Below are 19,159 nucleotides of genomic sequence, written 5' to 3'. Positions count from 1 at the left end.
ACGAGGACGGTGAGGGCATGGCGTTCGGCAAGTTCGTAGACTCTCTGTTCAAGGGTCCGGCGACGACGGATGCCCACTCCGCGGCCGTGGAGCCGGCTGCCGTCGTGGAATCCGAGGATGAAGCGACACGGCGCGCCCTCGACCAGCTGCGCGCAGCCGTTCGGAGCTCCGGGGGCGAACTGCCCACCCTGCTCACCTCCAGGCTCGCCCAGATCGACGACCTGCTCCGTCGCGTCATCGAAATGGTCGCCGCCCAGAACGCCTCGACCGAGCAGCGGGTGTTGCTCGATGCGATGATCCGGGACTACCTGCCGACCCCGCTGCGGGCCTACCTCGCTCTGCCAGAGGCCGAACGCACCAACACCTCCGCTGCCACCCTGCAGTTCTCGGCCCAACTCGGGATCCTCGAGGAAACCATCGGCGACCTGCTCAACCAGATTCGCATCGGCGCCATCGCGGAGCTCTCCACCCACGGGCGTTTCCTGGCCGACAAGTTCGCGGCTCCTACCCTCACGTTGGACGGACGATGACCTCACTGATCCCGGGGGCCAACGCCGCCCTGACCGCCGAGAACCCGGGGCTCACCGAGCTGATGATCGGCTTCGGATGGGAGATCATCCCCAGCCGCGGTCCGCAGTCCGAGCTCGTGCCCCTGGCCATCCTGTGTGACGCCCAGGGCAAGTCGCTCTCCAACGACCATCTCGTGTTCTTCAACCAGATCGTCAGCCAGGACGGCTCCGTCGGTTTCCGCGACGACCTGGACACCGAAGAGATCGACGTCGACCTCGCCAGGGTGCCCGCCGAGGTCGCGAAGATCGTGTTCGTCGTCTACGTGGACCCCGACGTGCGGGGCGCCGGCAACTTCTCCTCGGTCCGATCCGCGTACGTCCGGGTGGCCACCCGCGACAACCGCGAGCTGGTGCGTTTTGTTCTCCCGTCCGGCGAGTACCGCACCGTGGACGTGCTGATGTTCGGCGAGCTCTACCGCCACCGTGACGACTGGAAGTTCCGTGCCCTCGGCCAGGGCTATTCGACGGGCCTGCGCGGGGTCGCCGCCGACTTCCGGATCGACCTCTGACCGGTGGCACTGAACAGCTCCCCGGTCCGCACCGACATTGGGTTCCTGCGCCGCCGCGTCAAGCCCGCAGCGCCGGCCGCCGTCGCGCGCGATGCCGCCGCCACCGAGCCGGAACCTCGTCGGGCCGCATCCGCCGGGTTGTCTCTCGCCCCCGCGACGACGGGCACAGCAGCATCACCGGCCCGCCCGGCATCCGTCGCGACGGCGCCGGCCACCGTCTCGCCGGATTCGCTTCCCTTCCCGGCCCCCACGATCGACGAGGTTCGCGAACTGGGCGAGAACGAGCCGGTACTCCGGCTCAACGCCCGCGAGTCCGCTGTGGGCAGCCTCATCGTGAGCGGCGCCGACCTCGCCGTGTGGGAGGACGCCGACCGGGTGACCGGCTCGGAGAGCGCTGCAGGCGACACCGCCGGCACTCCCGTGACGACAGCCGGCAATCGGCCGCTGGTGGGATTCGACGAGGCCGATGCGATCGTCTCCCTGCGCCACCTGCAGAGGCTGCGACGCGCCCTGTTCATCGCACGCGGACCGCACACCCTCGGCGTGCAGATCTTCGACGGCTCCACGGTCACGACGGCACGGGGTGACGACTCACGGATGTTCATCCTCTGTTTGCTGAGGGTCGGTAACCTCGTCGAATTGCGGGCGGAACCCGTGGACCGCACGGCGTCTGACGAAGCGATTCTGAGCCAGTTCGGTTTCACCCTCACCCCCCACGTCGCTACTCGAGAGTCCCGGAGCCGATAATCCCCCATGCGCCACTTCGCCTTCCTCGATGACTCCCAGACCGACCAGCTCTTCCACCGGCGGCCCCAGGAAATCTCGGTCGACTCGCCCGCCCCGCTGCTCGCCGCGTTCCTCGGCGCCACGCTCTACTGCCCCGGCGACCGTCCCGCTATCGCCGACGACGTCATCAAACAGGCCTCGCGCGGCTGCGTCAGCATGGTGCTCTGCCTCGAGGACTCGATCGCCGACAGCGCAGTGGATGCCGCGGAGATCAACGTCGCCGAAGCGATCAGAGCCCTGCACCGCACCGCGACGGACAAGCCTGACACCGCCCTCCCCCTGCTCTTCGTGCGGGTGCGCACCCCGGAACAGATGTTGCGGGTGGCCGAGTCCTGCGGTGCGGGCCTGGCTCTGCTCAGCGGATTCGTGGTCCCCAAGTTCGAGAACGAAACCGGCTATGCCGAGGGGTTCTTCGTTGCGCTCCGCGAGATCCAGCGGCAGAGCGGCGCCGACGGCTCACGGGGCGGCCAACGGCTGCGGCTGATGCCCATTCTCGAGTCTCCGAACATGATCCACAGCGAGACGCGCACCTCGGCGCTCGCGTCGATCCGCACGATTCTGCACGACAACCGCGAGGACGTGCTGGCCGCGCGCATCGGCGCGACCGACCTGTCCAGCGCCTTCGGACTGCGCCGCTCGCGCGACCTCACGGTGTACGACGTCAAGGTGGTCGCCTCGATGATCTCCGACATCGTGAACGTGCTGGGCCGGTCAGACGACAGTTTTGTGATCACCGGCACGGTGTGGGAGCACTACGAGACCGAGCGCATCCTCCGTCCGCAGTTGCGTATGACCCCGTTCGTCGAAGCCAACGAGAGAGAACTCCGGCACCGGCTGATGCTGGGCGGCCTGGACGGGCTGATCCGCGAGATCTCCCTCGACCAGGCCAACGGGCTCCTCGGTAAAACCGTGATCCACCCCACCCACGTGTCGGTGGTGCACGCCCTGTCTGTCGTGAGCCACGAGGAGTTCCTCGACGCTGCGGTCATTCTCGACAACGTGGGCGGCGGAGCCAGCGCGTCCCCGTACGGCAACAAGATGAACGAGGCCAAGCCGCACTCCGCGTGGGCGCACAAGACGATGCTGCGCGCCGACGCCTTCGGGGTGGCCTCGGAGTCCACCACCTTCGTCGACCTCCTCGAAGCGAGCATGCGGTGACGGTGGCAACGGCCCTCGACATTCACGTGGCCACCGACCACACCCGGAGCATCCTCGGCGTCGACGAACTCGTCGGCATCGCCCTCCGCCACAACCCCAAGCGCGCCCATCTGCTCGTCTCCACGGTGCTCGCCAAACACGTGCCGACGGTGCCCGGCATCGCCCTGGCGGCCGGGGAACTGCTCGGGTTGCTCGTCTCCGCGGTCGTCAGCGGCGGCCCTCCGGCCGCGAACGAGTTGGGCGACCGATTCGCTGTTCTGGTGGCCCGGCTGGCCGAGAAGGCCGAGTCCACGGATGCGGAATCCCTGGCCCAGGCCCACCGCGATCTGACAGACCTCCGCCGCGACATCCGCGCCGCGACGGCGCCGCAACCGGACGTCGTGACGTTCGGCTACGCCGAGACGGCCACCGGCCTCGGCCAGCTCGTCGCGGACGCCCTCGGCGCCTACTACCTGCACTCGACCCGGCACGCGCCGGCCGGGGCGACCCCGTTCGCCGGCTTCGCCGAGGAACACTCCCACGCCACCGAGCATGCCCTGCTGCCGACAGACCCGCACTGGCTGCGCGCGGGCGGCACGACGATTCTGGTCGACGACGAGCTGAGCACCGGCACCACGGTGATCAACACGATCACGGCGCTGCATGCCCTCATCCCGCAATCGCACTGGGTGATCGCCTCGCTGATCGACCTGCGGTCCCCCGCCGACCTCGGCCGTTTCGACGAGCTGGCGGCCACGCTCGGCACCCGCATCTCCGTGGTCTGCCTGGCCGCCGGCTCGATCGGGCTCCCCGCCGACGTGCTTCCCCGTGCCGGCCGGATGATCGAGTCGATGCCCGTCATTACCCCGGCGCCCGCCGCTGCCGGCGAGGTGCACCTGCTCGACTGCACCGACCTCGCCCCGCTGCGAAGCGCCCGATTCGGCACCACGGCACCCGCGGACGCCGCCCTCGCCGCGGCGGTCGCCAATCGTGTGGCCGCCCTGCTCCCCGCCGGGGAGGCGACCGTGGACGACCGCGGGGTCCTGGTCCTGGGCTCGGAAGAGTTCATCGCCCTGCCGATGCTGACCGCGGACGAGCTCGGACGCGCCGCCGCGCCGCTGTTCGTCAGGTTCTCCACCAGCACCCGATCGCCGATCGCCGCCCTCGATGCGGCCGACTACCCGATCAGAAGCGCCATCAGTTTCCGCAGCCACGACACCACCTCCGACGGCGCCGGCGTGCGATTCGCCTACAACCTCACCGCCGGCCATCACCGGTTCGGCACCGTGGTGTTCATGCCGGAACCCGGCACCGACCCCGCCCGGCTGACCGGTGCCGACGGCGTGATCGATGCCCTCCGCCGCGTGAGCGACCGCATCGTGGTCGTGCTCCTGACCGCTTCAGCCCCCACCGATGGGATACCCACCCCGTGACCACCAGCCCTCTCCCGCCGGCGGCCCTGCTGCCGCATCCGCTCAGCGGCCCCGCCTTCGGCTCATACGCCGCCGAGGACGTGAGCTGGCTGCTGCAGGACCTGCAGGGCGTTGCCCTCGAGGCACCGGCCGAGGAACGCGAGCACGCCATCCAGACCGGGGCGGCGAACTACGCCGAGTCGTTACCCATCGAGTACCTGCCGTCGCCGGAATACGAGGCGCTCTACCGGGAGGCGCTTCAGCGTTCCGGCCGCCGGCTCGCTGTGGCCGTCGGCGTCGTCACCGACCTGGCCCTCGCCGCCCGCGGTGACCGGCCGGTGTTCGTCTCCCTCGCCCGGGCCGGCACCCCGATAGGCATCCTGATGCGGCGCTGGGCCCAGCAGGCGCGCGGGATCGACGTGCCGCACTACACGATGAGCATCGTGCGCGGCGTGGGGCTGGACCAGACCGCCCTGCGCTACCTCGCCGCCCACCACGATCCCGAGCAGATCATCTTCGTCGACGGCTGGACCGGCAAGGGCGCCATCGCGCGGGAGCTGTCCGCGGCGATCGCCCTGTTCGGCCGGACCGACGGCGTGTTCTTCAGGGACGACCTGGCAGTGCTGGCCGACCCAGGACACTGCGTCACCATCCACGGCACCCGCGAGGACTACCTGATCCCGTCCGCCTGCTTGAACTCCACGGTGTCCGGGCTCGTGTCCCGCACCGTCTTCAACCGGGACCTGATCGGCGAGGACGAGTTCCACGGCGCCAAGTTCTACGCCGAGCTGAGCCCCAACGACGTCTCGGGCGACTTTCTCGACACCGTCTGCGGCTACTTCACCGATGTCGCCGCCGACGTCGCCGCCGGAGTCGCGGCGGCGAGCGGCGAGGACCGCACCCCGTCGTGGGTCGGCTGGAAGGCTGTCGAGAAGATCAGCACCGAGTACGGCATCAACGATGTGAACCTGGTCAAGCCGGGAGTCGGCGAGACCACCCGGGTCCTGCTGCGCCGGGTGCCCTGGAAGGTGCTGGTGCGGGCGGATGCCGTGGCGGATGTCGCGCACGTGCTGCTGCTGGCCGAGCAGCGCGGCGTCCCGATCGAGGTCGTTCCCGACCTGCCGTACAGCTGTGTCGGGCTCATTCGGCCCGGTCGCGGGATTGCGGGTGCACAGTGACCGGCATGCCCCTGGTCGCCTGCGATCTCGACCGCACCCTCATCTACTCATCGCGCGCCTTCTGGCTCGAGACGACCGACGCCCAGGCTCCACCGATCGTCGTCTCCGAGGTCTATCAGGGCGTGCCGATCTCGTTCATGACACGCGCCGCCGAGCAGCTTCTGCTCGACCTCGCCGCGACCGCCATGTTCGTGCCGGTCACCACCCGCACCGTCGCCCAGTACAGCCGGGTGCAGCTGCCGGGGTCGGTGCCGCGCTTCGCCATCACCACAAACGGCGGCACGATCCTGGTCGACGGTGAGGTCGATCCGGCGTGGTCGCACACACTGCAGGCCCGGTTGGGCGCGGAAGCGGCTCCGTTGGCCGAGGTCAGGGCCCTGCTCGAGGATCCGGCCGCCGGGGAGTGGATTGTGCGGGTGCACACCGCGGAGGACCTGTTCACCTACGCGATCATCGACCGGGAGGCGATGCCCGCGGACTGGATCGCCGGGCTGCACCTGCGGTGCCGGGCGCTCGGCTGGACCGTCTCCGTGCAGGGACGCAAGCTTTACTGTGTGCCGGAAGCCGTGAACAAGAGCGCCGCCGTAGCCGAGGTGCACCGCCGGCTCGGCGCCCCCACGGTGCTGGCCGCCGGCGACTCGCTCCTCGACCAGCGGATGCTGGAGGAGGCGCACTTCGCCTTCCGGCCGGCGCACGGCGAACTGCATGACGCGGCCTTCACCAGGCACAACCTGGCCGTGACCGCCCGGCGGGGCATCCTGGCCGGGGAGGAACTGCTGCACTCCATCACCCGGCAGGTGCTGTCGAACTGAATTTCTTTCCCGTCCTGTCGATCCAGGCCCGCCCCGTTCGACGCATCATGTAGAGGGACGCACTCGGCGCCCTCCACGAGTGAGGAGAACCCGATGAAGTACATGCTGATCATGCGAGCAACCGAAGCGGCCCGTCAGGACTACGACACGGCGGACATCAATCAGATCATCGAGAAGATGGGTGCTTACAACGAGGCCCTGTTCAAGGCCGGCGTGATGCTCGCCGGCGACGGTCTGGCCGACTCGATGGCCGACAATTTTGTGGTCGACTTCGCCGCAGACCCACCCATCGTGACCGACGGCCCCTACGGCGAAACCCACGAACTGTTCAGCGGCTTCTGGATGATCCAGGTCGCGTCGAAGGAGGAGGCCGTCGAGTGGGCGAGCCGGTGCCCGCTTGGACCGGGGTCGAAGCTCGAGGTACGCCGGGTCACCGAGATGAGCGATTTCGGTGAGGCGGCCGACAACCCGATCCTTGCGCAGCAGGAGCTCTGGCGCGCCGAGAGCGGCCAGGTCTAGCGGGCTTCGGCCGGCAGGCTGGGGTCATGGCCGATCCGCGGCGCACCGTGGACGCGGTCTGGCGCATCGAGGGCGCCAGGATCGTCGCCACGCTCGCAAAGATGACCAACGATGTGGTGCTGGCCGAGGATCTCGCCCAGGAAGCGGTGGTCGACGCGCTCAGGCAATGGCCGGAGGCGGGCATCCCCCGGAACCCCGGGGCCTGGCTCACGGCCGTCGCCAAGCGCAAGGCCATCGACACCTGGCGGCGACGCGAACGCCTCGATGAGAGGTACCGGGCGATGGCCCATGATCTGGTGGGCATCGGCACCGCCGCGGATGCTGGGGAACCGATCGATGACGACGTGTTGCGGCTGGTATTCATCGCCTGCCACCCGGTGCTCGCCCGCGAGGCTCAGGTCGCGCTGACGCTGCGGCTGATCGGCGGCCTCACCACCGAGGAGATCGCCCGGCTGTTCCTGGTGCCGGTGGCCACCATCCAGCAGCGCATCCTGCGGGCCAAGAAGACCCTCGCCGCGGCGGGGGTGCCTTTCGAGGTGCCCGACCCGAGCGAGTGGCGGTCCAGGCTCGGCGCCGTGCTCAGGGTGGTCTACCTGATCTTCACCGAGGGTTACGCGGCCACGTCCGGCGACCATTGGCTGCGCACCGACCTCGCGAACGAGGCGCTGCGGCTTGCTCGGGTACTCGCCGGTCTCACCCCGCGGGAGCCCGAGGCGCACGCCCTCGTGGCCCTGATGGAGCTGCAGGCCTCCAGGTTCGGCGCCAGGGTGAGCGCCGACGGCACGCCCATCCTGTTGGCCGATCAGGACCGCCGCCGCTGGGACCACGGCCAGATCGCCCGTGGGCAGGCCGCCCTCGCCCGCGCCGACGCGCTGGGCCGCGGCCGGGGCAGCTACGCCCTGCAGGCCGCGATCGCCCAGTGCCACGCGAGGGCCCCCAGCGTGGCGGACACCGACTGGGACCGGATCGTCTTGCTCTACGAGGCACTCGGCCGGATCGCGCCGAACCCGGTGGTTGAGCTCAACCGGGCGGTAGCGGTGGCCATGGCGACCGGTCCCGCATCCGCACTGCGCATCGTCGACGACCTCGCCGACGACGGCGCACTGCGTGGTTCGGCCCTGCTGCCGAGTGTGCGCGGCGAACTACTGGCCAGGCTCGGCCGCGCTCAGGAGGCCCGGGCCGAGTTCCTCACGGCCGCCGCCCTCACCGCGAACACGCAGGAACGTGACGTCCTGCTCGCCAAGGCCGACGCGCAGGGCTAGAGGCGGGCGCGGAGCTCGTCGACGCGGGCGCGGATGTCGTCACGGACCAGTCGCATGCGCTCCATGCCCTCGATGCCGCGCTCGGAGGGCTCGTCCGTGATCCACGTCTCGAACCTCGTTCCGGCCACCTCATCGACCTGCGCCTCAGACCCGAGGATCACGACGACGTCGGCAGCGGCCACCATGGCCGCGGTGATGGCCTTCGGCTGCTCGTCTCCGACGCCGATTCCCAGCTCGGCCAGTGACTCCACGGACTGAGCGTTCAGGGCCGCCGCGGGCTTCGTTCCCGCCGAGAACACCTCGACACCGTCCCCCGCCGCTGCCCTCATCAGTGCGGCCGCCATCTGCGACTTCCCACCGTTCTTCTGGCAGACGAACAGAACGGATGGGATACGGGTCTCGGTCATGCAGCAATCGTACCCACCGCGGCTTGCGCACCGGTCGGGTTCGCCCTGCGTCTCACCTCACCGTCACCGCGCCGCCGATAGGGAAGACTGGCACGACACCTCTTCGCGGAAAGACAGGCACCATGGACGTCCAGCTGCTCCTCGTGATGACCGGTGCGCTCGTCATCGCCGCCTTCGCCCACCTGCGCGGCCTGCAGGCCGGCATCGTCACCGTCACCCTGGCGGCCGCCATCTCGTTCATCCCCGGTCTGCCCCGGCTCGAACTCGACCCCGAGCTGATCCTCGGGGTCGTGATCCCGCCGCTGCTCTACTCGGCCACCCTGAATTTCTCGTTCTTCGCGTTCCTCAAGAACCTGCGCAGCATCCTCGGGCTCGGCGTGGGCCTGGTGATCTTCACCACCGTGGTCGTCGGCTTCCTCACCTCGTGGATCGCCCCGGAGCTCGGTCTGGCCGGCGCGCTCGTGCTCGCCGCCGTGGTGTCGCCGCCGGACTCGGTCACCACCGTCAGCCACGGCCGCGAGATCGGCCTGCCGCGGCGCACGATCTCCATCCTCACCGGCGAGAGCCTCGTCAACGACGCGGCGGCGCTCACCCTGTTCGCCGTGGCCGTAGCCGCCGTCACCGGCGACCGGGAGTTCATCGAAAACCCGTTCCTGCTCTTCGGCTGGGAGGCCGCGATCGGACTGATCCTCGGTGTCATCATCGGCCGGGTCGTCGTCGCGGTACGGGCCAAGGTGGGCAACCCCACCATCGAGAGCGGTCTGAACCTGCTGGTGCCGTTTCTGGCCTACTTCGCGGCCGAGCAGCTGCATGCCTCCGGCATCATCGCCGTCGTCGCGGCCGGCTTCACCGTGAGTCTGTCCCACTTCGGCCGCAGAGAGTCCACCCAGCCCTCCACCGCCTACCGCACCCGGCTGCAGGAGGCCGCACTCTGGCCGGTCGTTGACCTCATCCTCGAGGCGTTCGTCTTCGCCTACATGGGGCTCCAATTCAGGTTTGTGCTCGACGACCTCGCCGAGTCGAACACCCCCACCTGGTCCACCATCGGCCTGGGCCTGATCGTGCTGCTCGCGGTCATCCTCTGCAGGTTCGCCTGGGTGTACCTCAGCTACGGCCGGGCCCAACTCGCGCTCCTGATCTACGCCAGGCGGATGGCCGCCTCCCTCGACCCCCTGGTCCGGCGCCGGCGGCGCGGGCGGGGCGGTCCCGGGCGGGGCGGCCGGTCGGGTCCATTGCGGCGGCAGGGCGGCAGGGACCGCGGCCACGTCACGGTGCTGACCCCCGCGGAGAACCTCCTCGTCTCCTGGACCGGCATGCGCGGCATCATCACCCTCGCCGCCGCCGGCGGTATCCCGCTCACCATCGCCTCCGGAGCGCCGTTTCCCGGTCGCACCATCATCCAGACCGTCGCTTTCATCGTGGCCGTCGGCACCCTGCTGTTGCAGGGTTCGACGCTGCCGCTGCTGGCCAAGAAGCTGCGGATCGACACCAGTGCCGAAGACGCCGAGGTGGAGGTGGGCCGAGCCGAGGCCCGCGCCGTGACCGCCGCCGCGGTCGCCGGCCGGGACGACCCCACCAGCGGCGAGTACTTCGACCTGCAGCGAGCCGCGCTCACGGCGGCGGTTCGGGCCCGGCAGGTCTACCCGGGCAGTGCCAGAGACGTGCAGGGCGAGCTCGATGCCCTGCAAGCCGGGGTGACGCCGGTGCTGGACTAGCGGAGGCAGCTCGTGGCGACCGGCCCGCACCTCGTAGGCTGAACCCGTGGGGGACACCAAAGAACGCGCAGTGGTAGCCGGGGCATCCGGGTTCATCGGCCAGAGACTCGTTCGCGAGCTCCGCGACCAGGGCTATGAGGTCGCCCGCATCGGCCGCATCGGGCCCGACGCGCGCTGGGACGACGACACCGCCGTGCGGGAGCTGATCGACGGTTCCGCCCTGGTCATCAACCTGGCCGGCAAGAGTGTCGACTGCCGGTACACCGACCGGAACCGCACCGAGATCCTTCGTTCCAGGGTCAATACCACCCGGCAGCTCCGCGAGGCCATCCAGACGAGCGCGCGGCCGCCGCGGGTGTGGCTGAACGCGAGCACCGCCACCATCTACAGATACGCGATGGACCGCCCGATGACCGAGACCCACGGCGAGATCGGCTCCGGCTTCTCGGCGGACATCGCCCGCAACTGGGAGGACGAGTTCTTCGCCGGTGACCTGCCCGGCACCCGCCGGGTGGCGCTGCGGATGGCCATCGTGCTCGGTGACGGTCCCGCCACCGCGATTCTCGCGCGCCTGGCACGCCTCGGGCTGGGTGGGCCGCAGGTCGACGGGCGGTGGTTCCCGCACCGGCGCTACCGCGGCATCGGCACTCAGCCGAGCGGAGACGGCACGGCGCCGACCCATCACTCCCGCGGGCGGCAGCGCTTCAGCTGGATCCACATCGACGATGTCATGGCATCCATTCGGTTCATCGTCGCCCACGACGAACTCGTCGGGCCGGTCAACCTGGCCGCGCCGCACCCCAGCGACAACCGCACGCTCATGGCGACGCTACGCCGCCGGGTGGGCGCCAGGCTCGGCCTGCCGGCGTTCCGTTGGATGCTGGAACCGGCCATGTGGCTGCTGCGCACCGAACCCGAGCTGGTGCTCAAGAGCCGCTGGGTGGAACCGGAACGCCTGGTCGCCGCCGGCTACCGGTTTGCCTGGCCTGACCTCGAGCCGGCCATCTACGATGTGGTCGCTAAATCGGCACGACCATGACCGGGAATCGTGCCCGCGGCTCCGTCACCGCTATGGCGGTCCGCGTCGCGCGGAGGATCGTCCAGGCGGCCCTCAAAACGGCTCTGGTGATCGTCGACGCGCTGAACATCGGCCCCGGCTCCGCGACATCGTCGGTGGCGCACCTGCCCGTCCTGCTTCCGCGCCGGGGCGGGGACGAGCCGTCCGCCGCCCAGCCTCGCAGGAAGCCGCGTTTTCGCCGCCGCCGCCCGCGGCGCTCCAACTAGGCAGCAGCCCCGCGCCGAATCGTCTACTCCCCACCGAATTGCGGATGCGGGTCACAGCCGCAAGTGACTCCGCGAAATCGGAGCTAGAGTGTTTTTCATGCCTCAGATACGCATCAAAGACGCGGCCGCGTTCTTGAGTGTCAGCGACGATACCGTGCGCCGGTGGATCGACAACGGCGTGCTACCCAGCGCGAGGGACGCCTCGTCCCGCACCGTGGTCGACGGCCTGGCGCTGGCCCAGCTGGCGCGCAAGAACGCGGTGCTCCCGGAGGATCCGTCCGGAATCGGCCGGTCCGCCCGCAACCGGTTCGTGGGCCTCGTGACCGACATCGTGATGGACACCGTGATGGCCCAGGTTGAGATCCAGTGCGGCCCGCACCGCGTGGTCTCGCTGATGAGCAGTGAAGCCGTACGCGAGCTCGGCCTGGAACTCGGCTCCGTCGCCATCGCCGTGGTCAAGGCCACGACGGTCATCGTCGAAACACCCCAGGGGCGAGTCTGACCGTGGCCCGCGTCACCCGCCGCCTCGCGACCGCATTCGTGATCGGCCTGACCCTCACCGGATGCGGGTCCGCGACCCCGTCACCGACCGGCTCCGCCGCCGCGCTCGGGGGCGACATCACGGTCTACGCCGCCGCGTCGCTGCAGGGCACCTTCACCGAGCTGGCCGCGTCCTTCGAAGCCGCCAACCCGGGCACCACGGTGGTGCTGAACTTCGCCGGCTCCTCCGCCCTCGTCACCCAGATCATCGAGGGCGCCCCGGCCGACGTGTTCGCCTCGGCAGACACCGATAATATGGCCAGGCTCACGGATGCGGCGCTGGGCGACGGCGAGCCCGTGGACTTCGCCACCAACGTCCTGACCATCGCGGTGCCTCCGGGCAACCCCGCGGGCATCACCGACCTCACCGACCTGACCAGACCCGACGTCAGGCTCGTCGCCTGCGCCCCCGAGGTACCCTGCGGCGCCGCGGCCGAGACCGTGGCCGCGAGCGCGGGCGTCACGCTCAGCCCGGTGAGCGAAGAATCATCCGTCACCGATGTGCTCGGCAAGGTCACCTCGGGTGAAGCGGACGCCGGCCTGGTCTACGTCACCGACGTCGCCGCCGCGGGCGCCGCCGTCGAGGGCATCGAGTTCGCCGAGGCCGCCAGCGCCGTCAACACCTACCCGATCGTGCCCGTGACCGGCTCGGCATCCGCTGACGTGGCCCGGGCGTTCGTCGACTACGTCACCGGCAGCGCCGGCGCCGCCGTCCTGCGCGCCGCGGGCTTCGGGGCGGCGTGATCTCATGACGGTTCCCCGCTGGGTCTTCGCCGTGGCCGGCCTCGGCGCGGTCTTCGTGCTACTGCCGCTCGTGGCGATGGCGCTCAGGGTGAACTGGACCGAGTTCGTGCCGCTGATCAGCTCGGAGTCCTCGGTCGCCGCGCTGCTTCTCAGTCTGCGCACCTCGCTGGCGGCGACCGCGTTGTGTGTAGTCTTCGGCGTGCCGATGGCGTTGGTCCTGGCCCGCACCGACTTCTGGGGGCAGAAGGTGCTCCGCTCGCTGGTGTTGCTCCCCCTCGTGCTCCCCCCGGTCGTCGGCGGCATCGCGATGCTCTACACCTTCGGCCGCCGGGGACTGTTGGGCCAGACCTTCGAACTCCTGGGCATCGAGATCGCCTTCTCCACCACCGCCGTCGTGATCGCCCAGACCTTCGTCGCCCTGCCGTTCCTGGTGCTGAGCCTGGAGGGCGCCCTGCGCACGGTGGGCAGCCGGTACGAAGCCGTCGGCGCCACCCTCGGCGCCAGCCCCACCACGGTGCTGCGCCGCATCACCCTGCCCCTGGTGCTGCCGGCCGTGCTGTCGGGCGCCGTGCTGTCGTTCGCCAGGGCACTGGGCGAGTTCGGCGCCACCCTCACCTTCGCCGGCAGCCTGCAGGGCACCACCCGCACCCTGCCGCTGGAGATCTACCTGCAGCGGGAGACCGACCCGGACACCGCCGTGGCACTGTCACTGGTGCTGGTGGTCGTGGCCGTCGTCATCGTCAGCCTCGCCCATCGCACCGGCGTGCCCTCCCGCCGGCGGGCACGGGCGCTCTCGTGACCTTCTCCCTCGACCTGCACGTCGCCGACCGCGACGTCAGCCTGCACCTGGACGTGGCGGCCGGCGAGACTGTCGCGATCCTCGGACCCAACGGCGCCGGCAAGTCCACCCTGCTGGGCACCATCGCCGGGCTGGTCACCCCCGACTCCGGGCGTTGCGAGCTGAACGGCACCGTCTTGTTCGACCTGCCGGGCGCCGGGCGCGGCCCCCGCACCTGGCGGCCCCCCCACCAGCGCGGCGTCTCCCTGCTCGCCCAGGAGGCGCTGCTGTTCCCGCATCTGAGCGTGCTCGACAACGTCGCTTTCGGCCCCCGCAGCGCGGGAGCGCCCTCGGGCCGGGCTCGCCAGATCGCGACCCACTGGCTCCGCGAAGTGGATGCCGAACAGCTGGCCGCCCGGCGCCCGGCCGAGCTCTCCGGCGGGCAGGCTCAGCGGATCGCGGTGGCGCGGGCCCTCGCATCCGACCCCGGCCTGTTGCTGCTCGACGAGCCGTTGGCCGCCCTGGACATCTCGGTGGCGCCGGCGGTGCGGCGGATGCTGCGCCGCGTGCTGGCCGGCCGCAGCGCGCTGATCGTGACCCACGATGTGCTCGACGCCTACACCCTGGCCGACCGCGTGGTGATCGTGGAGGGCGGCCGGATCGTCGACCAGGGCACCCCGGCCGAGGTCTTCGACCGGCCGCGCAGCGCCTTCGCGGCCGGTCTGGCGGGCCTGAACCTGCTCACCGGTGTGCGCCGGGGCACCACCCTGATCACGGCGGATGCCGCGGCCCCAGTCGCGAACATCCCCGAGCCGGGCGTGGCCGACGGGGCACCGCTGTCTGTGGCGGTGCGTCCGGGCGCCGTGTCGGTGTCGATCGACCCGCCGGCCGATTCGCAGCTCAGCAGCGTGCGAGCCGAGCTGATCGACCTCGAGCCCCGGGGCGACTTTGTTCGGGCACGAAGCGCCGTGCTGGCCGCGGACGTCAGCCCGAAGGAGGCCGCGCAGCTCGACGCCGCCGTGGGCTCCCCGGTCTGGTTCTCGTTTGCGGCGGCCGCCGCCACGCTGTACCCCACCGTGCCCTCCGACCGGACCACGTCGTCGTGATCCATCCGGACGTGGCCGGGGCCGTGGCCCTGTGCGGGTCGTTGCGCGGTCATTCGGAGACTGCGGCCGCCGAGATCGACATCGACATCGACATCGACAACGCGGACTACGGCGCCGCCGTCGCCCGGATCGGAACTCGACGCCTGCGGTTCCGGGTGGGCCGGGTGACGCCCCGCAAGGTCGGCCTGTTCGTCGCCGTCTGGCGGCGCTCGCCCACCGGTTCGACCGAACCGTTCCCGGTCGACGACGTCGACCACCTGGTCATCCTCACCCGGGAGGGGCTGCACTCCGGTCAGTTCGTGTTCCCGCGCTCCGCGCTACAGCGTCACGGCATTGTGTCGGTGGCGGGCCAGGGCGGCAAACGCGGCTTCAGGGTCTATCCACCGTGGTCGCGCACCAGCAATGCCCAGGCCATCCGCACCCAGGCGTGGCAGGGCGCGTTCTTCCTCGACACCAGCGACGGCGTCGACCTCGAGCGGCTGCGTGAGCTTCTCGACCCCTGATCCCGCCCGCACCGGCACGGGGCAGGCGCGCTGGTGTCCTGGCGATGCGGCTGACCGGCCTACCGAACGGCGGTGGTGATGAGGCGTTCCAGGCGCACGATTCCGGCGTAGCGGCCGGCGTTGTCGGTGACGATCAGGGGATCGTAGCGATGTGTGCTGTCGCGGGTGATCGCGCGCAACAGGGCATCCCGAACCGGGGTGTCCAGGTTCACCCGCACGGCGCCGGTCGTGACACCGAGGTGGGCGCTCTCGCTGTCGAGAACCGAAACCGGGCGCCCGTGGTGGTCGATGAGCACCACGGTGCGTACCTCCGCGTGCTCGGTGAAGATCCGGGAGGCGTCCGCGACCGATTCCACGGCGGGAGCGACGTCGAGCAGGTCCCGCACGATGGGCACCGGCTGCGGTGGCGCGCTCGGCTGCACGTGCCGGGATAGCTCGGGCCACGCGGGACCGGGCCGGGCGAGGTAGTAGCCCTGCGCGAGCGGCACCCCGAGGGCGGTGATGGTGTCGTACTCCGCCGCGGTTTCGATGCCCTCGGCCAGCACCCAGGAGTCGATGCGGTTGGCGAAGGTGCCGATCATCTCGACCAGCGCGCGTTTCGCCTCGTCGGTGTCGATGCCCTGGATGAGTTCCCGGTCGAGTTTGATCAGTGCGGGTTTGAGCGCCAGCAGCCGGCTGAGGCCGGCATAGCCCGAGCCGAGGTCGTCGACGGCGATCAGGCCGCCGGCGCCCCGGATGGCGTCGAGTTCGGGTTCGAGGTCGGCGGCGGAGTCGATGGCGGACTGTTCGGTGAGCTCCACGAACACCCCGGTGAGGTCGGCCTGCTCGCGCCAGACCTGCCGGATGGCCTCGTGGCCGAGCACATGCGGCGACACGTTCACGGTGATGAAGCAGTTGGTCGGCACCGACCCGCGCTCGACAAGGATGACCCGCAGACAGCGGGCCTCGATCTCCGCGGACCGGTCAGCCGCGCGGGCCTGAGCGAACAGGTCTTCCACGCCGACGCCGGCGGGCATCTCAAAACGGGCGAGCCCTTCGAACCCCACCACGATTCCGCGGGCGGTGTCCACGATCGGCTGGAAGGCCGCCGTCACACCCGTGCCGGCGCTGACCGCATCCAGCAGGGCGGTCCACTGCGCAGCCGAGAGCGGTGCGGTGGAGAGCGGCGTTGTCAGGAGACGACCACAATCCGGTCCGTGACGCTCTGGGCCAGCTCGGGGCTCACCGTGTCGATGCCGTGGGCAGCGCTGGCATGCTGGGCGACGAGAACGAGAATCTCGTCATCGGTGGAACTGACCCAGCTCGCCGTGCAGCCGGGCACCACGTCTCCGCACGCAAATGACTTCATGACACTCTCCCCCTGTCGGTGTCGCCACTGGGGCGACTTTCATGCTTTCGTCTGATTCCGAGTGTAGTTCGGCGGCGATGCGATTCCAGATTGGTCATGCGGCGGTCACGACCCGGGTCTTTCCCGCTTTGTCCTGCCATCCCCGCCGATCGCCGCGCAGCATGGGGAAGGCGAAGACCAGCCAGACCACCAGCAGGATCGGCAGCACGGAGAGAAGCGATGTTCCCCTTTCGCTGTTCCCCACCCCACCGTTGGCAACGATGCCGAAGAGTGTCCAGGCCGACGAGGCGGTGGCGACGACAGGCACCGCGAGTACCAGGGTGCGGGCAAAGAACCCGCCGTAACTGACCGGGCCGCCAGTTCGCTCATCGACCAGCCGGGTGTGCGCGGCAAGCTGACCTACCGATGCCCGTCTGGTTCTGGAAAGACGGAGGTTGAGCAACAGCACGCCGATCGGCACGAGGAACAGCGAGCCGACGCCCAGCTTGAGCACAGCATTGGCCACCGTTACGTTACCCACCGTGTCGAGGTTGAAGCCCACCATGAAGCAGGTGAAGAACACGATTCCGGTCAGCAGCGTCGTGCCGACCACATCGATGAAGAACGCGACGGCTCGAGCCACTGCGGCGGCAGGCGGCCGAGCGACGTCGGTCTGGGCATTCAACTCTGCTGGCGTCACACGCTCACCCTAGGGTGTGGGGCCGTGCTAGTAGCGCACCTCGTCGATGGGCCCGCCGCCGGCGAGGTCCTCAAGCAGCAGCTCCGGGTGGTCGCGCACAGTGTTGCGCAGCCGCCACGGGGTGCTGAACAGGGCAAGCAGGGTGCCGTCGCTGCGGCGGAGCACCTCCACCTGGCGGTCGTGGCCCAGGATCAGCGCGCTTTCCTTGTCGGTGCGCCGGGCCAGCTGGTACGGCAGCACGTCGCTGCGGATGGCGGCGCCGAAGTCGTGCGACATCCGCTCTTCGACGACCTCGAACTGCATCGGGCCGACGGCGCCGAGCACCGGGGCCTGGTCGCCGCGGAGGTCCGAGCGCATCACCTGGATGACACCCTCGTGGTCGAGCTGGTCGATACCGCGGCGGAACTGCTTGTGCTTGCTGGTGTCGGCGGGGCGCACGGCGCGGAAGTGCGCGGGGGCGAACATCGGCAGCGGCGGGAAGGTGACCGCGGGGCTGCCCTCGTGGATGGAGTCGCCGACCCGCAAAGCGGAGGCGTTGACCAGGCCGACGATGTCGCCGGGCCAGGCCTCCTCGGCCACTTCACGGTCCTTGCCGAACAGCTGCTGGGCGTACTTGGTGGCGAACGGCCGGCCGGTGGCGGAGTGGGTGACGACCATGCCGCGGCGGAACTGGCCGGAGCAGACCCTCACGAATGCGACGTAGTCGCGGTGCGAGGAGTTCATGCCGGACTGCACCTTGAACACGAAGCCGGAGAACGGGCTGGTCACCGGGCGGTGGCCGCCGTCGGCGTCCAGGCGCGCCTCGGCGGGCGGGGCGAAGTCCACCAGGGTGTCCAGGATGTGCTGCACACCGAAGTTGAGCACCGCGGCGGAGAACAGCACCGGGGTGGTCACGCCGTCGAGGAACAGTTCCTCGTCGTGGTTCTGGCCTTCCTCGGTGAGCAGTTCGGACTCCTCGGCGGCGGCGACCCAGGCGTCACCCTCGGCCGCGGCGGCCTCTTCGGCGGTGGTGCGCTCGGAGTCGGCGCGGGTGGCGCCGCCGGCGGTGCGGTTGAAGCGGATGAAGTCGCTGCTGTCCCGCTCGATCACACCGCGGAAGTCGCCCGCGATGCCCACCGGCCAGGTCAGCGGGGTGGGGATCAGGCCGGTGCGGGTGCGGATCTCGTCCATCAGATCGAGGGCGGCGGAGCCGGGCCGGTCCCACTTGTTGATCACGGTGATGACGGGCAGGCCCCGCTGCTTGCAGACCTCGAAGAGCTTCATGGTCTGCACCTCGAGGCCCTTGCTGGCGTCGACGAGCATCACGGCGGCATCCACCGCGGAGAGCACCCTGAAGGTGTCCTCGGAGAAGTCGGCGTGGCCGGGGGTGTCGACGAGGTTGATCACGCTGTCGCGGTACTCGAACTGGATGGCGGCGGAGGTGATCGAGATGCCACGCTCCTGTTCCATGGTCATCCAGTCGGAGACGGTGCCGCGCCGGCCGGCCTTGCCGTGCGTGGCACCGGCGGTGGTGATGGCCCGCGCGTGCAACAGCAGCGCCTCGGTGAGCGTGGACTTGCCCGCGTCGGGGTGCGAGATGACGGCGAAGGTACGCCGGCGCACGGCCTGAGCCTCGACCTCTTTCGGGGACACCTCGGTGCCCGGGGTCACGGTTGCTTCAGCCACTGCTCGGTTCCTACCTCTATATGTCTGTCAATGCGCCGCTTGCGCGCACGCGTCCTTCAAACCTAACCTGCGCGGCTGTTCACCCGCTCCCCGCTAATTGTTACCATCCTTTACAAACAGAGTCGGCGCGTGGGACAATGTCCTCACAGGCAGTTGATACAGCATGAGCACCCTCGTGGCCGGTTTCTTGCCCCGCGACACTCGCC

At 69.9% G+C, this 19,159-nt stretch carries 21 protein-coding genes; 16 read left to right on the top strand and 5 right to left on the bottom strand.

All coding sequences use genetic code 11. The features are described from left to right. The first annotated feature begins 17 nt into the window (after positions 1-17). From E3O57_RS16155 to E3O57_RS16115, 9 genes are all read left to right on the top strand, one after another. A complete protein-coding gene (locus E3O57_RS16155; protein ID WP_103461255.1) occupies positions 18-530 on the top strand; it encodes a hypothetical protein in 513 nt (170 codons plus the stop codon). Then, positions 527-1,078: a TerD family protein gene (locus E3O57_RS16150; RefSeq protein WP_103461256.1), complete on the top strand. Its 552-nt coding sequence runs from the start codon at positions 527-529 to the stop codon at positions 1,076-1,078. The genes E3O57_RS16155 and E3O57_RS16150 overlap by 4 nt, the downstream gene beginning before the upstream one ends. Positions 1,079-1,081: 3 nt before the next feature. Further along, the gene (locus E3O57_RS16145; protein WP_103461257.1) at positions 1,082-1,825 is read left to right on the top strand and encodes a hypothetical protein; all 744 of its coding nucleotides are present in this window, start codon (positions 1,082-1,084) and stop codon (positions 1,823-1,825) included. Positions 1,826-1,831: 6 nt separating this feature from the next. After that, complete coding sequence (locus E3O57_RS16140; RefSeq protein WP_088457530.1) at positions 1,832-3,022, top strand: HpcH/HpaI aldolase/citrate lyase family protein; 1,191 nt, start codon at positions 1,832-1,834, stop codon at positions 3,020-3,022. Then, positions 3,019-4,434, top strand: a complete 1,416-nt coding sequence (locus E3O57_RS16135) for a phosphoribosyltransferase domain-containing protein (protein WP_174776353.1) — start codon at positions 3,019-3,021, stop codon at positions 4,432-4,434. The genes E3O57_RS16140 and E3O57_RS16135 overlap by 4 nt, the downstream gene beginning before the upstream one ends. Further along, a complete protein-coding gene (locus E3O57_RS16130; RefSeq protein ID WP_103461259.1) occupies positions 4,431-5,591 on the top strand; it encodes a cysteine protease StiP family protein in 1,161 nt (386 codons plus the stop codon). The genes E3O57_RS16135 and E3O57_RS16130 overlap by 4 nt, the downstream gene beginning before the upstream one ends. A gap of 5 nt (positions 5,592-5,596) precedes the next feature. Further along, positions 5,597-6,403 carry an HAD family hydrolase gene (locus E3O57_RS16125; RefSeq protein ID WP_103480059.1) on the top strand — a complete coding sequence of 269 codons (807 nt, stop codon included), beginning with the start codon at positions 5,597-5,599 and terminating at the stop codon, positions 6,401-6,403. Positions 6,404-6,496: 93 nt separating this feature from the next. Next, complete coding sequence (locus E3O57_RS16120) at positions 6,497-6,922, top strand: YciI family protein (protein ID WP_103479885.1); 426 nt, start codon at positions 6,497-6,499, stop codon at positions 6,920-6,922. A 26-nt stretch (positions 6,923-6,948) separates the two neighbouring features. Next, the gene (locus E3O57_RS16115; RefSeq protein WP_103479886.1) at positions 6,949-8,184 is read left to right on the top strand and encodes an RNA polymerase sigma factor; all 1,236 of its coding nucleotides are present in this window, start codon (positions 6,949-6,951) and stop codon (positions 8,182-8,184) included. Here E3O57_RS16115 and E3O57_RS16110 read toward each other — a convergent pair. Continuing rightward, entirely contained in the window at positions 8,181-8,591 is a 411-nt protein-coding gene (locus tag E3O57_RS16110) for a low molecular weight phosphatase family protein (protein ID WP_103461262.1), read from the bottom strand. The two genes, E3O57_RS16115 and E3O57_RS16110, sit on opposite strands and share 4 nt — an antisense overlap. A 122-nt stretch (positions 8,592-8,713) precedes the next feature. Here E3O57_RS16110 and E3O57_RS16105 point away from each other — a divergent pair, with 122 nt between their 5' ends. The 7 genes from E3O57_RS16105 (at position 8,714) to E3O57_RS16075 (ending at position 15,261) form a co-directional block, all read left to right on the top strand. Further along, on the top strand, positions 8,714-10,306 hold the full coding sequence (locus tag E3O57_RS16105; RefSeq protein WP_165787994.1) for a sodium:proton antiporter: 1,593 nt from the start codon (positions 8,714-8,716) through the stop codon (positions 10,304-10,306). 46 nt (positions 10,307-10,352) lie between these two features. Further along, on the top strand, positions 10,353-11,345 hold the full coding sequence (locus E3O57_RS16100) for an epimerase (protein ID WP_103479887.1): 993 nt from the start codon (positions 10,353-10,355) through the stop codon (positions 11,343-11,345). A gap of 342 nt (positions 11,346-11,687) precedes the next feature. Next, positions 11,688-12,092, top strand: a complete 405-nt coding sequence (locus E3O57_RS16095; RefSeq protein WP_103480061.1) for a molybdopterin-binding protein — start codon at positions 11,688-11,690, stop codon at positions 12,090-12,092. Next, positions 12,089-12,874, top strand: coding sequence for a molybdate ABC transporter substrate-binding protein (modA, locus tag E3O57_RS16090; RefSeq protein WP_103479889.1), 786 nt, complete (start codon positions 12,089-12,091; stop codon positions 12,872-12,874). The genes E3O57_RS16095 and modA overlap by 4 nt, the downstream gene beginning before the upstream one ends. A gap of 4 nt (positions 12,875-12,878) precedes the next feature. Then, the gene (locus E3O57_RS16085) at positions 12,879-13,673 is read left to right on the top strand and encodes an ABC transporter permease (RefSeq protein ID WP_103479890.1); all 795 of its coding nucleotides are present in this window, start codon (positions 12,879-12,881) and stop codon (positions 13,671-13,673) included. Beyond that, on the top strand, positions 13,670-14,758 hold the full coding sequence (locus tag E3O57_RS16080; RefSeq protein WP_103479891.1) for a sulfate/molybdate ABC transporter ATP-binding protein: 1,089 nt from the start codon (positions 13,670-13,672) through the stop codon (positions 14,756-14,758). Before E3O57_RS16085 ends, E3O57_RS16080 begins: the two co-directional genes overlap by 4 nt. Beyond that, positions 14,755-15,261, top strand: a complete 507-nt coding sequence (locus E3O57_RS16075; protein WP_241990467.1) for a MepB family protein — start codon at positions 14,755-14,757, stop codon at positions 15,259-15,261. The genes E3O57_RS16080 and E3O57_RS16075 overlap by 4 nt, the downstream gene beginning before the upstream one ends. A gap of 59 nt (positions 15,262-15,320) precedes the next feature. Here E3O57_RS16075 and E3O57_RS16070 read toward each other — a convergent pair whose 3' ends face one another. The 4 genes from E3O57_RS16070 to E3O57_RS16055 all read right to left on the bottom strand — a co-directional run bounded on the left by E3O57_RS16070 (position 15,321) and on the right by E3O57_RS16055 (position 18,953). Continuing rightward, positions 15,321-16,382, bottom strand: coding sequence for an EAL domain-containing protein (locus tag E3O57_RS16070; protein WP_255455761.1), 1,062 nt, complete (start codon positions 16,380-16,382; stop codon positions 15,321-15,323). A gap of 50 nt (positions 16,383-16,432) precedes the next feature. Next, positions 16,433-16,609 (bottom strand): DUF1059 domain-containing protein, encoded by a 177-nt coding sequence (locus E3O57_RS16065; protein ID WP_103431372.1) that lies wholly within the window; start codon positions 16,607-16,609, stop codon positions 16,433-16,435. A gap of 94 nt (positions 16,610-16,703) precedes the next feature. Beyond that, the gene (locus E3O57_RS16060) at positions 16,704-17,288 is read right to left on the bottom strand and encodes an RDD family protein (RefSeq protein ID WP_103431371.1); all 585 of its coding nucleotides are present in this window, start codon (positions 17,286-17,288) and stop codon (positions 16,704-16,706) included. 27 nt (positions 17,289-17,315) lie between these two features. Beyond that, positions 17,316-18,953, bottom strand: coding sequence for a peptide chain release factor 3 (locus E3O57_RS16055; protein ID WP_241990465.1), 1,638 nt, complete (start codon positions 18,951-18,953; stop codon positions 17,316-17,318). Positions 18,954-19,159: the final 206 nt, after the last annotated feature.

The sequence above is a fragment of the Cryobacterium sp. TMN-39-2 genome (assembly GCF_004402745.1).
Classification (GTDB): Bacteria; Actinomycetota; Actinomycetes; order Actinomycetales; family Microbacteriaceae; genus Cryobacterium; species Cryobacterium zongtaii.
The sequence above is the reverse complement of the archived record's forward strand: the minus strand, read 5'-3'. Positions and strand labels throughout refer to the sequence as shown.

Bases quoted from the DNA above. Each gene is read 5' to 3' on its own strand.
- E3O57_RS16155 (WP_103461255.1), top strand. From the start codon at position 18: ATGGCGTTCGGCAAGTTCGTAGACTCTCTGTTCAAGGGTCCGGCGACG.
- E3O57_RS16150 (WP_103461256.1), top strand. From the start codon at position 527: ATGACCTCACTGATCCCGGGGGCCAACGCCGCCCTGACCGCCGAGAAC.
- E3O57_RS16140 (WP_088457530.1), top strand. From the start codon at position 1,832: ATGCGCCACTTCGCCTTCCTCGATGACTCCCAGACCGACCAGCTCTTC.
- E3O57_RS16125 (WP_103480059.1), top strand. From the start codon at position 5,597: ATGCCCCTGGTCGCCTGCGATCTCGACCGCACCCTCATCTACTCATCG.
- E3O57_RS16120 (WP_103479885.1), top strand. From the start codon at position 6,497: ATGAAGTACATGCTGATCATGCGAGCAACCGAAGCGGCCCGTCAGGAC.
- E3O57_RS16115 (WP_103479886.1), top strand. From the start codon at position 6,949: ATGGCCGATCCGCGGCGCACCGTGGACGCGGTCTGGCGCATCGAGGGC.
- E3O57_RS16110 (WP_103461262.1), bottom strand. From the start codon at position 8,591: ATGACCGAGACCCGTATCCCATCCGTTCTGTTCGTCTGCCAGAAGAAC.
- E3O57_RS16105 (WP_165787994.1), top strand. From the start codon at position 8,714: ATGGACGTCCAGCTGCTCCTCGTGATGACCGGTGCGCTCGTCATCGCC.
- E3O57_RS16095 (WP_103480061.1), top strand. From the start codon at position 11,688: ATGCCTCAGATACGCATCAAAGACGCGGCCGCGTTCTTGAGTGTCAGC.
- E3O57_RS16085 (WP_103479890.1), top strand. From the start codon at position 12,879: ATGACGGTTCCCCGCTGGGTCTTCGCCGTGGCCGGCCTCGGCGCGGTC.
- E3O57_RS16065 (WP_103431372.1), bottom strand. From the start codon at position 16,609: ATGAAGTCATTTGCGTGCGGAGACGTGGTGCCCGGCTGCACGGCGAGC.